This window comes from Paraburkholderia graminis (assembly GCF_003330785.1).
In the GTDB taxonomy this organism is placed as follows: domain Bacteria; phylum Pseudomonadota; class Gammaproteobacteria; order Burkholderiales; family Burkholderiaceae; genus Paraburkholderia; species Paraburkholderia graminis.
Window position 1 is genome coordinate 1,071,349 of record NZ_CP024935.1, and the last position, 13,342, is coordinate 1,084,690.

10 protein-coding genes and 1 riboswitch are annotated in these 13,342 nt (G+C 67.7%); of the genes, 5 read left to right on the plus strand and 5 right to left on the minus strand.

Annotated elements, in window-relative coordinates; translation table 11 throughout:
* Nucleotides 1-36: 36 nt before the first annotated feature.
* Complete coding sequence (locus CUJ91_RS23010; protein WP_029970553.1) at nt 37-1,317, minus strand: DUF445 domain-containing protein; 1,281 nt, start codon at nt 1,315-1,317, stop codon at nt 37-39.
* Between the two features lie 223 nt (nt 1,318-1,540).
* Here CUJ91_RS23010 and CUJ91_RS23015 point away from each other — a divergent pair, with 223 nt between their 5' ends.
* Both CUJ91_RS23015 and CUJ91_RS23020 read left to right on the plus strand, forming a co-directional pair.
* Nucleotides 1,541-2,683, plus strand: coding sequence for a metallophosphoesterase family protein (locus CUJ91_RS23015; RefSeq protein WP_107709852.1), 1,143 nt, complete (start codon nt 1,541-1,543; stop codon nt 2,681-2,683).
* Nucleotides 2,680-5,304 (plus strand): AAA family ATPase, encoded by a 2,625-nt coding sequence (locus CUJ91_RS23020; protein ID WP_114157235.1) that lies wholly within the window; start codon nt 2,680-2,682, stop codon nt 5,302-5,304. The genes CUJ91_RS23015 and CUJ91_RS23020 overlap by 4 nt, the downstream gene beginning before the upstream one ends.
* Nucleotides 5,305-5,334: 30 nt before the next feature.
* Here CUJ91_RS23020 and cobJ read toward each other — a convergent pair whose 3' ends face one another.
* From cobJ to cobG, 4 genes are read right to left on the minus strand one after another with little or no spacing between them, the layout of a single operon-like run.
* On the minus strand, nt 5,335-7,044 hold the full coding sequence (gene cobJ, locus CUJ91_RS23025) for a precorrin-3B C(17)-methyltransferase (RefSeq protein ID WP_114157236.1): 1,710 nt from the start codon (nt 7,042-7,044) through the stop codon (nt 5,335-5,337).
* Nucleotides 7,041-7,784, minus strand: coding sequence for a precorrin-2 C(20)-methyltransferase (locus CUJ91_RS23030; protein ID WP_029970557.1), 744 nt, complete (start codon nt 7,782-7,784; stop codon nt 7,041-7,043). The genes cobJ and CUJ91_RS23030 overlap by 4 nt, the downstream gene beginning before the upstream one ends.
* On the minus strand, nt 7,781-8,407 hold the full coding sequence (locus CUJ91_RS23035) for a precorrin-8X methylmutase (protein WP_006047013.1): 627 nt from the start codon (nt 8,405-8,407) through the stop codon (nt 7,781-7,783). Before CUJ91_RS23035 ends, CUJ91_RS23030 begins: the two co-directional genes overlap by 4 nt.
* A complete protein-coding gene (gene cobG, locus CUJ91_RS23040) occupies nt 8,400-9,911 on the minus strand; it encodes a precorrin-3B synthase (protein WP_279635433.1) in 1,512 nt (503 codons plus the stop codon). The genes CUJ91_RS23035 and cobG overlap by 8 nt, the downstream gene beginning before the upstream one ends.
* A gap of 83 nt (nt 9,912-9,994) precedes the next feature.
* A riboswitch (cobalamin riboswitch) is annotated at nt 9,995-10,185 on the minus strand.
* A gap of 84 nt (nt 10,186-10,269) precedes the next feature.
* Between cobG and cbiE the strand changes: the two genes are divergently transcribed.
* From cbiE to CUJ91_RS23055, 3 genes are read left to right on the plus strand one after another with little or no spacing between them, the layout of a single operon-like run.
* Entirely contained in the window at nt 10,270-11,520 is a 1,251-nt protein-coding gene (cbiE, locus tag CUJ91_RS23045; RefSeq protein WP_114157238.1) for a precorrin-6y C5,15-methyltransferase (decarboxylating) subunit CbiE, read from the plus strand.
* 5 nt (nt 11,521-11,525) lie between these two features.
* Nucleotides 11,526-12,614, plus strand: coding sequence for a cobalt-precorrin-5B (C(1))-methyltransferase (locus CUJ91_RS23050; protein WP_114157239.1), 1,089 nt, complete (start codon nt 11,526-11,528; stop codon nt 12,612-12,614).
* Nucleotides 12,611-13,333, plus strand: a complete 723-nt coding sequence (locus CUJ91_RS23055; protein ID WP_107709837.1) for a cobalt-precorrin-6A reductase — start codon at nt 12,611-12,613, stop codon at nt 13,331-13,333. Before CUJ91_RS23050 ends, CUJ91_RS23055 begins: the two co-directional genes overlap by 4 nt.
* The last annotated feature ends 9 nt before the right edge of the window (nt 13,334-13,342 follow it).

Sequence of the window (13,342 nt, forward strand, 5' to 3'; positions counted from 1 at the left end):
TAGGCGCTTTGCGTCGCGCGACGCTATATCGCACGCTCAGCCGATGTGCACGCGCAGCAAGCCGAACAGTTGCGTGCTCACATAAAGCAGCAAACCGATAAAGCCGCCGACCACCGTTCCGTTGATGCGGATGTATTGCAGATCCCGGCCGATGTTCAACTCGATTTGCCGCGACATCTCCGGCGCGTTCCAGTTCTTCACGGTATCGCTGATATGCCGTGTGAGGAATCGCGCGAACTCGGGCGCCATCGCGCGCGCGGCTTCTTCGAGGTGATCGTTCAGCGACTGGCGCAGCGCCGGATCGTTCGCGAGTTCGCGGCCCACCCATTGACCGGACGCGACGACTCGCGCATGCAGCGCCGAGTCGCTGCTATGCAGATCGCGCTTGAGCCACGCGCGCAATTCGCCCCACATGTCCTTCACATACGAAGCGAGCGCTTCGCCTTCCACGAGATAGCGCTTCAGTTCCTCGCCTTTTTGCAGGAACGCGGGGTCGCTCTTGAGCTTGACGATCAGCTTGTGCGCCGCGCCGTCGAACTTCTGCCGCAGTTCATGCGTCGGGTTCTCGCTGATCTGTTCGAGCATGCGGTTCACCGCGTTGGCCAGCGCCTCGGCGCCTTTTTCGCCGAGCCATGCGGACGGCAGAATCTTCTCCATCTTCGGATACTCGCTCTTCACCCAATCGACGATACGTTCGGCGATAAACTCGCGCGCCTGCGGTTCGCGCAGCAGCGCGACGACCTGTTCGATGCCGGCGTCGAGCAGTTCCTGGTGACGGCCGTCCTTCGTGAGCGTATCGAGAATCGAGCCCATCGACTGCGAGAGATCGACCTTCGCAAGCACGTCGCGCAGCGCGTCCTTGATGAAGACCTGGATGCGCACGTCGTCGGTGAGATCGAGCATGCCGCTCGTCAGTTTCACCACGTAATCGCCGAGGCGCGCGCTATTGGCGGGCTCGGCGAGCCAGCGCGCGATGCTCTGCGCCGGATCGTGCTTCCTGATCAGACCGACCAGCGACGGCACGTCGAGAAATTTGTCCTGCACGAAGACGGCGAGGTTGTCGGCGATCTTGTGCTTGTTGCGCGGAATGATCGCCGTATGCGCCGACACGAGCGGAATCGGCACGCGTCGGAACAGCGCGGCGACCGCGAACCAGTCCGCGAGTGCGCCGACCATCGCGGCCTCGGCCACCGCCTTGATACCGTCGATCCACAAGCCGCGCGGCATCAAGGCGGTCGCGACGAAGACGCAGGCCGCGGCCGCGAGCAGCAGCAACGGCGTGCGTTTGGCTTTCTTCAGTTCGAGTGCTTTGTTCATCGGCGAGAGAGCCCGGGTCTGGAAACGCGAGTTTAGCGCCGTGAGGGGCGGGGCGGGGCCATGCGAGGCGATGTGAGGTGACGAAGCCCAAGCGATATGGGAAACACATACGGCTCTTTCGACGCGTCGGCGCGGTAACATGCACGGTTGAACCGCCGCGGCGATGCGCCGAGTCGAATCGCGCGCGCCATGCGGCAACGCAATCGAATGCAATGGAGGCACAGTGATCAGGTTTCTGCACACCGCGGACTGGCAGATCGGCACGCAGTTCGGCCAGTTCGAGCCGGACGAGGCCGCGCATCTCGCGCAGGCGCGCTTCGACACGGTGCGCCGCATCGCGGACGAAGCCACCGCGCGCAAGGTCGACGCCGTGCTCGTGGCCGGCGACGTATTCGATCTGCAAACCGTGTCCGACACGGTGATCCGGCGTCTGTTCGCCGCGCTGCAAGCGTTCGCCGGTCCGTGGATCATGCTGCCGGGCAATCACGACGCGGCGCTCGTCGAAAGTGTATGGACGCGCGCGCAGCGCCTGAACTGCGTGCCGCCGAACGTGCGCATCGTGCTTGAGCCTGGCGTCGTGTTGCTCGACGCATGCCGCTGCGCGCTCCTGTGCGCGCCGCTCACCCAACGCATCACTTACGACGACACCACTGGCTTCTTCGATAGCGCCGAAACGCCGCCGGGTTATCACCGCGTCGGCCTCGCGCACGGCAGCGTGAGCGGCATCCTGCAGGAAGGCATCGACTCGTCCAATCCCATTTCGCCGACGCGCGCCGCGAGCGCGCGGCTTGACTATCTGGCGCTCGGCGACTGGCATGGCCACCTTCGCGTCGACGATCGCACGTGGTACGCGGGCACGCACGAGCAGGACCGTTTTCGCGCGAACGATCCGGGCTTCGTGCTCGATGTGAGCTTGAGCGAGCCGGGCGCGCGAGCCGTGGTGGAGGCCGTGCGGGTCGGTCAGTATCAGTGGCATCGGTGGGATGAAACGATCTCCGTGCCGACCGACGTCGACGCATTGAAGGCGCGCCTCGCCACGCTGAGCGGCAGCGACGTGCTGCGCGTCACGGTGAGCGGCACGGCCGCGCTCGCCGATGCAGAAGCGCTCCACGTCGCCGTCGAGGAAACCCGCGCGCGCGTGCGCGCATTGCGCGTCGACATGAGCGCGTTGCAAGTGCTGCCCACCACCGAAGATCTCGCCGAACTCGGCGCGCAGAGCGGTTATCTGGCGAAAGTGGTCGCGCGTCTGCGCGGCCTGCAGGAAGACCCGCAATCCGATCCGCAACAGGTCCGGCGCGCGGCCGAGGCGTTGTTGCTGCTGGCGCGTTTTCAACGTGAACTGCCGCGTGAGGCGAGGTCCGCATGAAGCTACAAAGCATCGCGATACAGGAATTCAAGCAGTTCACCGGACGGCTTTTTATCGACGACCTTCAGCCGGGGCTCAATCTTTTCGTGGGGCCGAACGAAGCCGGCAAGAGCACGATTGCCGAGGCCGTGCGCGCGGTGTTCCTCGAACGTTACAAGGCTTCGCATCTGAAGGATTTGTTGCCGTGGGGCAAGGCGAGCGGGCAGCCTTCGGTCGAAGTGAGCTTCGATCTGGACGGCGTTGCATGCCGCCTGTCGAAGCAGTTCGTCACGCGTCAGCGCTGCGAACTGAAGATCGGCCAAAGCGTGTACGGCGAGGACGAAGCGGAAGACAAGCTCGCGGCCTTGCTCGGATTTTCGCGCGCCGCGCGCGGTCCGCTGAAGGCCGAGAACGCGGGCGTGCCCGGCTTGCTGTGGGTGCAGCAGGGCGGCACCCAGGAAATGCGCGACTCGACGGGACATGCGGCGCAGTATCTGCGCGATGCGTTGTCACAATTGTCGGGCAGCCGTGAATCGGCGGGAGAGGACGCGTTGATCGCCGTCGTGCAGCGCGAGCTTCGGCAACTGCTGACCGCGCGCACGCAGAAGTCCACCGGTCCGCTCGCGGAAGCCGAAGCGGCGCTGAGCACATTGAGCGCCGAGCGCGACGATCTTGTCCGGCAGCGCGAGCAGTTCGACGAAAACATCGCGCGTCTCGCCGCGCAGCAGGAAGCGTTCGACGACGCCGAGCGCAAGCGGCCCTGGGAGCTTCACGAGCAGAAGGCGCTGCTCGCGCAACAGCGCGCCGATGCCGCCGTGCAACTGGAGCGCGGCGTGCAGGATCTCGTGCAGGCGCTGAAGGTCGGCGAGGCGCAACTCGCGTTGTCGTTGCAGCAGGAACAGGCCGCGGTGGAACTGGAGGCGGCCGTCGCGCGCGATCGTCAGCAACTCGACGCGGCGCGCGCCAATGTGTCCGCCGTCGAGACCGAACATGGGCAGGCGTCGAGCCGCGTCGTCCAACTGGAGCAAGCCTCGGCCGATGCAAACCGCGCGCTCGAACTGGCCAACGCAGCGGTGAGCGCCGCGGATTTGCGCAGCCAGATCGGTCTTTATCGCGCCGAACTCGAACGGCTCGAAGCGGCGATCGGCGCGGCGAGCGAAGCGCACGAAGCGCTTGTCGAAGCGACACGCGCCGCGGCCGCGCTCGAAATCGACGAGACGAAACTGAAGCGCCTGGCTTCGCTCGATGCGTCGTTGACCGTGCTGCGCGCGCGCACCGAAGCGGCGATGACTCGCATCGAATACCGGTTGAACGGATCGATCACGGTGGGCGATGCGCGGATCGGCGGCGAGGGCGTGCTGCGTCTGGAAGAAGAAAAGCGCATTGGTCTCGGCGAACTCGGCGAGTTGCGCGTGATTCCCGGCGTCTCCGATTTGCCCGCGCGACTGTCCGAGCTCGCGGCGCTCGAAGCGCAGCACGCGCAGTCGTTGCAGGCGCTCGGCGTGGCGTCGCTCGCGCAAGCCGAACAGAGGCATGAGCAGTGGAAGGCGCTCGTCGCGCAGCAGACGAGTCACGCGAAGGTGCTCGACGCGCATGCGCCGCACGGCATCGACGCGTTGCGTGCGGCGTCGGCTTCGGCGAGCGCGCGCTTGCAGGCCGCGAACGAACGGCTCGCGAGTTTGCCCGATGTCTCGTCGGCGTTGCCGCTCGACGAAGCGCGGCGCAACGCCGACCTCGCGCGCGCCGCGTTGGAAAGCGCCCGCAAGCTGTTGAACGATGCCGCGGAAAAGCGTTCGACCGGCATTGCCACGGCCGAATCGCTCGCGCTTCAATTGCAGCGCAAGGAAGCGCAATTGAGCGACGCGGCGTTTTGCAGCAACCGCGCGCAATGGCAGGCGAAGATTGTCGAACAGCGCGTGCAGGTCGAGGCGCTGACGAAGCAGCGCGAAGGACGCGAGCGCGAACTCGAGGCCGCGCGTCTGGACGATCCCGCCGCCGAGGCGCAGCGTTATCGCGCGTCTGCGCAGCTTGCGCGTCAGGAGCAGCATGAGCGGCAAGTGCGCATTGCGCATTTGCGCAGCCAGTTGGAGACGGTGGGCGCATCGGGACTCGGCGAGCGGCTCGCCGCGCTCGAGGCAAAGATCGAGCAGGCCACGCGCCGCAAGGACGAATTGAGCTTGCGCGCCGGTGCGTTGAGTCTGCTCGATGAAGTGCTCGTCGCCGAACGCGATGCGGCGGTCGCGCAACTGCGCGCGCCGTTGACCGAGCGCCTCGGCCATTATCTGAAGCGGATTTTCCCGCAATCGACGATTGCGCTCGGCGACGATCTGAGTCCCGCGACGCTCGACCGCTACGGCCGCGCCGATACGCTCGACGCGTTGAGCTTCGGCACGCGCGAACAGCTCGGCATTCTCACGCGGCTCGCGTACGCGGATCTGTTGAAGGCGTCGGGCCGGCCGACGCTGCTCATGCTCGACGATGCCGCCGTGCATACCGACGCCGCTCGCCGCGACGCGATCAAGCGGGCGTTGATCGACGCGGCGTCGCGGCATCAGATACTCGTGTTCACCTGTCACCCCGAGTTGTGGGACGACCTGGGCGTGAGGCAGCGCGCGATCGACGATATCAAGGCGGCGGCGTGACCTTTGCTCTTTCTACTCTACAGGCCGCGCTCATTGATACCAGCGCGGCGTATAGACCCATTGCGCGCCTTTGCTAAAGCGGCGCGTCGTTGACGAGCCGACGATCACCATCGTGCGCATGTCGACATCGGCGGAATGCAGTTCGGCTAGCGTGACCGTGCGCAGCGTGCCGCCCGGTCTGCCGATGTCGCGCCCGAGCACGACCGGCGTATCGGCCGCGCGGTATTCACGCACGATGTCGAGCGCCTTGTCGAGTTGCCACGGACGGGCGCGCGAAATCGGGTTGTAGAACGCCATCACGAGGTCCGCTTGCGCTGCATGCCGCAAGCGTTTTTCGATGATGCTCCACGGCTTCAGATTGTCCGACAGCGACAGCATGCAGAAGTCGTGGCCGAGCGGCGCACCCGCTTGCGCGGCGGTGGCGAGCGCGGCCGATACGCCCGGCACGATGCTGAGTTCGACGGCGGCCCACGCGTTGTTGTCCGACGCGTCGAGCGCTTCGAGCACGGCCGCGGCCATCGCGAACACGCCGGGGTCGCCGGACGACACCATCACCACCGAGCGTCCCTCGCTCGCGAGTTCGAATGCATGGCGCGCGCGCTGCATTTCCTCGCGGTTGTCGGTCGCGTGCACACGCTGATCGGCGCGCAGCGGGCCGGCCATTTTCACGTAGGTCTCGTAGCCGAGGATGTCGGTGGCTTCGTCGAGCGCGGTGCGCGCGGCGGGCACCATGAGATCGGCGCTGCCGGGGCCAAGGCCGATCACCGTCAGTCGGCCGCGCGCGCGGCCTATCGTGTCGGGATCGATGGCCAAAGGCGATAGGGCGAGCGCGACGCCTTGGGCCTGGTCGTCGTTGAGCGTTTCGTAAGGGATGCGCAATGCGGCGTTTAAGAGCTTGTGTGGCAGCCTCGCCGATGAGCGGTCGTCTGCGGAACGAGGTTCGACAAAACGCAGCGGCACGTTCAGGCTTGCGGCGGCTTCGGCCAACGCCGCGTGCGCCATATCTTCCGACGACGCCACCAACGCCGCGAGCGAAAGCGGAGCAAGCCCGTGCGCCTCAAGTGAAGCGCGCACGCGAGCGACAATCTCCGACGTTTCTCCCAACGCCACCGCCGCAACCACGCTGCGTGGATGAATCACAAGCTCATCCTCGCGCCCATTCCACGCGTGCGGTGTTACGCGAATCGCGAGCCGCGCGGATGCGGAGCGCGGCAGTTGCGCGTCGTCGAGCCACGGCGCGTCGCCTTCGACGCGCGTGCTTTCGCCCGCCAGCAGATCCGACACGAAGCGCTTGCCCTGGCCTGGATCGGCGAGCGCGTAGCCTTCGGGCGGATTCAGCACGCACGTACCGAACCGCAGTTCTCCGCTCGTCGTGATGGCGGGCGACACACCGAGCGCGGCCGCGATGTCGCGCGCCATCACGTTGACGCCGGCAAGGCCGCCGAGCAGCGGCACGACCGCGCTGCCGTCTTCGGCGACGGCCAGCACCGGCGGCTCCGCGCCCTTGTTCGACAAGAGCGGCGCGACGCAGCGAATCACGATGCCGGCCGCGCACAGCGCGATGATCGGCGTGCCGCGCGCGTACAGCTCGCGCAGATGCGCGCCGAGTTCTGTGTAAGCGACATCGGCCTGCACGCGTCCTTGCAGCGCATGCACCTGCGAACCGGCCGTGAGCGCCTGAATGCGCCGCGCCGTGTCCAACGCGCCCACGCCCAGAATGACGATGGCGGGCGGCATCATCCTTGCCATTTTTCCCCCGGCACGACGAGCAGCGAGAAATACGGCGACGCCATCGGATCGACTTCGGCGAGCGGCACGATGCGCTGATTGCCCATCGTCGCGCGCTCGACGTACAACGCGCGATGCGCGAGGCCGAGATCGCCGAGCACGCGCCGCACCTTGTCGAAGTTGCGGCCGAGTTTCATCACAACGGCGGCGTCGGCATCGGCGAGACGGCGGCGCAGTTCGTCTTCGGGCAGCACGCCCGACAGCACCGACAGACTCTGGTTGCGATAGACGAGCGGCGCCCCGAGCACGGCCGCGCCGCCGAGCATCGAGCACACGCCCGGCACGACCTCGCTCTCGTAGCGCGCGGCGAGCCGGTCGTGCAGATACATATACGAGCCGTAGAAAAACGGATCGCCTTCGCAGATCACCGCGACGTCGCGCCCCGCGTCCAGATGTCCGCCGACGATCTGCGCGGCCGTGTCGTAGAAGTCCGCGATGATCGCTTCGTACGAAAGCGGCGGCTCGAGCGCCTCCGTCGTCACGGGATAGACGAGCGGCAGGTGCTGTTGCGCGTCGTGCAAATGCGCCTCGATGATGCTGAACGCGTTGCCCTTCTTGCCCTTCGCGACGAAGTACGCGACCACCGGCGCGGCCTTCAGGAGACGCAGTGCTTTGAGCGTGATGAGTTCGGGATCGCCCGGACCCACGCCGAGTCCGAAGAGACGCCCTGCACGTTGCGGCGCGGCGGTCATTCGACCTCCGTCGCCAGCGCGTTGACCGCGGCGGCGGCCATCGCGCTGCCGCCGCGGCGGCCATGCACGACGACATACGGCACGCCGCGGCTGTCGCCCGCGAGCATGGCTTTCGATTCGGCCGCGCCGACGAAGCCGACCGGAAAGCCGAGAATCAGCGCGGGTTTCGGCGCGCCGGCATCGAGCATGTCGAGCAGATGAAACAGCGCGGTCGGCGCATTGCCGATCACGACGACGCTGCCCGCAAGACGCGGACGCCACAACTCGAGCGCGGCGGCCGAGCGCGTGTTGCCGAGTTCGCGCGCGAGGTCCGGCACCGCTTCGTGCGTGAGCGTGCAGATCACGTCGTTGTTCGCGGGCAGCCGCGCGCGCGTGATGCCTTGCGCGACCATGCCGGCGTCGCAGAGAATCGGCGCACCCTGCGCGAGCGCCAGGCGCCCCTCCGTGCCGGCATTCGGGGAGAACGCGAGATCGCCGATCACGTCGACCATCCCGCACGCGTGGATCACGCGCACCGCGAGCTTTTCGAGGTCGGCGGGGATGCGCGACAGATCGGCTTCGGCGCGGATCGTCGCGAAGGATTGGCGATAGATCTCCTGACCGTCGCGAATGTAATCAAGCATCGGTATCACTCATTTGAGTCGGGCATTCTGGTCGTGCGTCCTGGGCGTGCGTCTGTCCGGCTTGGGCGAGTTGCGCGAGGGTGTCGGCGGCTTGTGCGATCGTCAGTCGGCGCGCGACGCATTCGCCGAAACCCGGCTGTGCGTCGCGTCGGTAAAGATCGTAGAGGCCGGGCGCCGCGGCAAGCAGCGTGAACGGCGCGCAATGCGCGGCGGCGCAGGAGCGCGGGCAGCCGCTCAGGTGCACGTCGACGCCGGCGGGCAGGCGCTTCGCGAGCGCGAGCGCGTCGGCTTTGGTATCCGCGAGACTTTTTGCACAGCCGGTGGAACCGGCGCACGCGATGAGGCGTGAAGCGGGGTCGTCCAGGTCGCACGCGAAGCCGAGCGTTTTTAGCGCGGTAAGCACGGCGGGCACGGCATGTGTGGCGATGTCGGGCAGCAGAACGCTTTGCCACGGCGTGATGCGCAGCGCGCCGTTCGCGTGTTGCCGCGCCAGCGAAGCGAGGCCATGCAGCGCGGTTGCGTCGATGCGGCCGAGCAGCGGTTGACCGCCGACGTGCCACGTTCCCGCGATACGCTGCGCGTGAGCGCCGACGCGCAGCGTGGCATCGGCGGGCGTGCTGCGCTGCCACTCGGCGAGCGCTGCGTCGCGTGCCAACGGGAAATCGACGTAGGTTTGCGCGTGTCGCAGGATCGCGTCGGCGGAATGTTCGGCGAGCAGGTGACGCATGCGGGTCGTGTCGGAGTCGGCGGCGAGATCGAGGAACGTATGCAGCAGCGCCCGCACCAGCGCCGGAACTTGCGACGGCAACACGGCGGCGAGTGCGCCTGCATCAATCGTCGCCGAATTCGTCGCAGCAACCGGTGGACAACCGGCGAGGCCGAACATGAAGCGGATCTCGCCGGAACCATCCTGCGATGCCGCGAGCCACACGTCATGCGGATGATCGAGCCGCGCAAGACGCTCGCCGCCGTCGACGAGCAGTGCGAATTTCGGCGACAGCGCCGCAAAACGTGCGTCGCTTTGCAAGAGCGCGAGCAACGTCGTGCAGAGCGGCCTCGTATCGAAGAGCGCGGAGGGGTCGCGCCCTGCGGTAGGGCTGATCATCACGTTGCGGATGTCGTCGGCGGCTGAAGCGGTGAGAGCGGCGGAAGACCTGGTGTCGGCTTTTTCTTCAGAAGAAATAGAAGCCTCCGCCAAAGGCCCAAGCCCCGCATCCACCAGCGCCGCAATCAACGCCGCTTCCTCGCCGCCACGAACGCCGCGCAGTTGCAGATTCGCGCGGTTCGTCAACTCGATCACGCCCGCCGCGTGCTGCGCGCCCGCATCCGCGATCGCGTGGGCCTGAGCCGCGCTCAACTCGCCGCCCGGCAGCTTGATCCGGCAGATGCCGCCGTCGCGCGCGGCGACGATCCGCAGGAGCCCCGGACACGCCGAGGGCCGCAGCGCGAAAGCCGCGTCAGGCAACACAGTGGAGGAGGGAGAAGCTCGATTCAAGACGGACACCGCGGTTAGCGTCGCGCGACGGCCCGAGCAAGCGATAAAGCGGCTTGGCTGCGGCATCGGTACACCCCGCCCGATGTTGGCTGGCACGAACAGTCTCGCCGGCAGGTCTCCTGGCTCGCAGGTCGTCGTCCGCCGCGGCCTTCCCGGTCGAACCAGTGGCGCTTAGCGCAGGCGGACTCGCTGCATACAGTTGCGGGGGCAGCCGCAGCGGCGATGGTTTCCCCGCTGTGTTCCCTCTTAGGCCCCGAAGGGCACCGGCGGCTGTATTATGCCTTTTTTCGGATAGCACAACGAGGCTGGACGCTTTGACCGGCGTGGCGCAGCGCATTGTTTTGAGAGACATCATGAGGAAGGATGCATGCCGGCGTGGCTGACGGTAGTGGGCATCGGCGACGACGGCTTCGCCGGTTTGGGACGGCCCGCGCGGCGTGCGTTGCTGGAGGCGTCAGCGATTTACGGCGGCGAGCGTCATCTGTCGATGCTGCCGGCGCGGCTCGCCGCGCGCCGCGCCGCGTGGCCGCGTCCGTTCGATCTCGCGCCGTTGCTCGCCGAGCGCGGCCGCTCCGTCTGCGTGCTGGCGAGCGGCGATCCGATGCTGTTCGGCGTCGGCGCGACGCTGGCCAGGCAGTTGCCGGCCGACGAGTTGCGCGTGCTGCCCGCACCTTCGTCGTTGTCGCTGGCCGCCGCCCGGCTTGGCTGGCCGTTGCAGGAGGTGGCCGTCGTGTCGCTGGTCGGCCGGCCGCTGCCGACGCTGAATGCGCATTTGCACGACGGCGCGCGCGTGTTCGTGTTGAGCGCGGACGGCGGCACGCCCGCGGCGCTCGCCGCGCTGCTGAACGCGCGCGGCTTTGGCGCGACGCGCATGACCGTGCTCGAACATCTCGGCGGCGACGCGGAGCGGCGCATCGACGGCCGCGCGGATCAGTGGTCCGCGCGCGACGTTGCCGCGCTGAACCTGATCGCGCTCGAATGCCGCGCGACGGATGGCGCGCCGCGTCTGCCGCTCACTTGCGGCTTGCCCGACGACGCGTTTCGCCACGACGGCCAGTTGACCAAACGCGATGTGCGCGCGATCACGCTCGCGCGCCTCGCGCCGACGCCCGGCGAATTGCTGTGGGACGTGGGCGCGGGCAGCGGCTCGATCGGCATCGAATGGATGCGCGCGCATCCGGCTTGCCGCGCGATTGCCATTGAAGCGCACGCGGAGCGGCAGCGCTTTATCGAACACAATCGCGATGCGTTGGGCGTGCCGGGGTTGCAACTCGTCGCGGGCCGCGCGCCTGAAGCACTCGACGGGCTGCCGACGCCGGATGCGGTGTTCATCGGCGGGGGCGTGACGGTGCCGGGTGTACTCGACGCGTGCTGGGCGAGTCTGCGCGACGGCGGCCGGCTGGTCGCCAACGCGGTGACGTTGCAAGGCGAGGCGGCGCTTGCCGTATGGCGCGAACAGCATGGCGGCACGCTGACGCGCATCGCGCTTGCCGATGCACAACCGCTCGGCGGATTCGATACGTGGCGGCAGGCGTTGCCGATCACCTTGCTCGATGTGGTGAAGCCCTGCGGCGACGAGCGCGCCGCAAGCCGCCCACAGCCCGAACGCTCCGCCTGACCGCGATGCGCGACGAGACCCCCGAACAACCCGCGCCGCTGCGCAGCGGCTACACGACCGGCAGTTGCGCCACCGCGACGTCGCTGGCGGCGGCGCGTCTGCTGCTCGCGGGCGTGGTCAGCGACATCGCCGAAATCGTGTTGCCGAAGGGCGAGCATGTGCCGATGCCGCTCGTGTTCTGCCGCCTGACCGACGACGGCGCCGAGGCCGGCACGATCAAGGACGCCGGCGACGATCCCGACGTCACGCACGGCGCCGTGGTGTTCGCGCGCGTGCGCCTCGTCGCGGAAGCGGGCGTGGTGTTTCGCGCCGGACCGGGCGTGGGCACCGTCACGCGCGCCGGACTGACGCTCGCGGTCGGCGAGCCCGCGATCAACCCCGTGCCGCGTCAGATGATGACCGCGCACCTCGCCGAACTCGCCGCCGAGCACGGCTATCGCGGCGGCTTCGAAGTGACGATCGGCGTCGAGGGCGGCGAAGCGCTCGCGCTCAAGACGATGAACCCGCGGCTCGGCATTCTCGGCGGGCTGTCGATTCTGGGCACGACCGGCATCGTGCGCCCGTTCTCGTGCTCGGCGTATATCGCGTCGATTCATCAAGGCATCGACGTCGCGCGCGCGAACGGCTATACGCATGTCGCCGCCTGCACCGGCAACGCGAGCGAAGACGCGATGCGCGCGCATTACGGCTTGCCCGACATCGCGTTGATCGAAATGGGCGATTTCGTCGGCGCGGTGCTCAAGCATATGAAGCGCGCGCCGGTCGAGCGGCTGAGCATTTGCGGCGGCTTCGGCAAGCTGAGCAAGCTCGCGGCGGGCCACCTCGATCTGCATAGCCGCAACTCGAGCATCGACCTTGAACGGCTCGCCGTATGGGCCGCCGAACACGGCGCCGACGACGCGTTGCAGGCCGCGATTCGCGCGGCCAACACGAGTCAGCAGGCCGTCGCGCTCGCGCATGCGCAACAGGTGCCGCTCGCCGACATCGTCTGTGAACATGCGCTTCGCGTGGCGCGCGAGATCGTGCCGCCGCAGGTGAGCGTCGAGACATTCGCGATCGACCGCCAGGGCAAACTGATCGGAGCGGCGCGATGACGCGGGTTCTGCTGCTCGGCGGCACGGGCGACGCGTTGCGCATCGCGCGGCAGCTTGCCGCGCACGACGTCTACAGTCTCGCCGGACTCGGCAAGGTGCCCGACGATCTGTGCTGCGCAGTGCGCGTGGGCGGCTTCGGCGGCAGTGAAGGGATGCAGCGCTATATCGAACAGGAAGCGATCGGCCTCGTGATCGACGCGACGCATCCGTACGCGGCGCAAATTAGCGCGAACGCGGCGCAGGCGGCCAGGTCCGCGCGCGTGCCGTGCTGGGCGCTGCGCCGGCCCGCATGGGAGCCGCAAGCCGGCGACGACTGGCGCATGGTCGATGACTGGGACGAACTCACGGCGGCGCTGGCGCCATTCGCGCGGCCGCTCTTCACGCTTGGACGCGAACCGCTCGCGCATCTTGACGAGATTCCCGCGCATCAGTTCTGGTTCGTGCGCTGCCTGGACTCGCACGCGGACACCGCACGCGCTCGCATACTCGCGGCGCGCGGACCGTTCACACTGGAAGGCGAACGCGCGCTGTTCGCGCTGCAACGCTTCGACGTGCTCGTCAGCAAGAATAGCGGCGGCAGCGCGACCGAAGCGAAGCTCGAAGTCGCACGCGAGCGCCGCTTGCCGGTTGTGATGCTGCGCCGGCCGTCATTGCCCGCGGTGGATCGCGAGTTTGACAGCGCGGCCAGTTTGCTCGAAGCGCTGCCTCGGTCGCACTGAATGGTCTGC

What these genes read in the sequence shown, in the direction of transcription:
- CUJ91_RS23010 (WP_029970553.1), bottom strand. Translation starts at nt 1,317, where the DNA reads ATGAACAAAGCACTCGAACTGAAGAAAGCCAAACGCACGCCGTTGCTG.
- CUJ91_RS23020 (WP_114157235.1), top strand. Translation starts at nt 2,680, where the DNA reads ATGAAGCTACAAAGCATCGCGATACAGGAATTCAAGCAGTTCACCGGA.
- cobJ (WP_114157236.1), bottom strand. Translation starts at nt 7,044, where the DNA reads ATGATGCCGCCCGCCATCGTCATTCTGGGCGTGGGCGCGTTGGACACG.
- CUJ91_RS23030 (WP_029970557.1), bottom strand. Translation starts at nt 7,784, where the DNA reads ATGACCGCCGCGCCGCAACGTGCAGGGCGTCTCTTCGGACTCGGCGTG.
- CUJ91_RS23035 (WP_006047013.1), bottom strand. Translation starts at nt 8,407, where the DNA reads ATGCTTGATTACATTCGCGACGGTCAGGAGATCTATCGCCAATCCTTC.
- cbiE (WP_114157238.1), top strand. Translation starts at nt 10,270, where the DNA reads ATGCCGGCGTGGCTGACGGTAGTGGGCATCGGCGACGACGGCTTCGCC.
- CUJ91_RS23050 (WP_114157239.1), top strand. Translation starts at nt 11,526, where the DNA reads ATGCGCGACGAGACCCCCGAACAACCCGCGCCGCTGCGCAGCGGCTAC.
- CUJ91_RS23055 (WP_107709837.1), top strand. Translation starts at nt 12,611, where the DNA reads ATGACGCGGGTTCTGCTGCTCGGCGGCACGGGCGACGCGTTGCGCATC.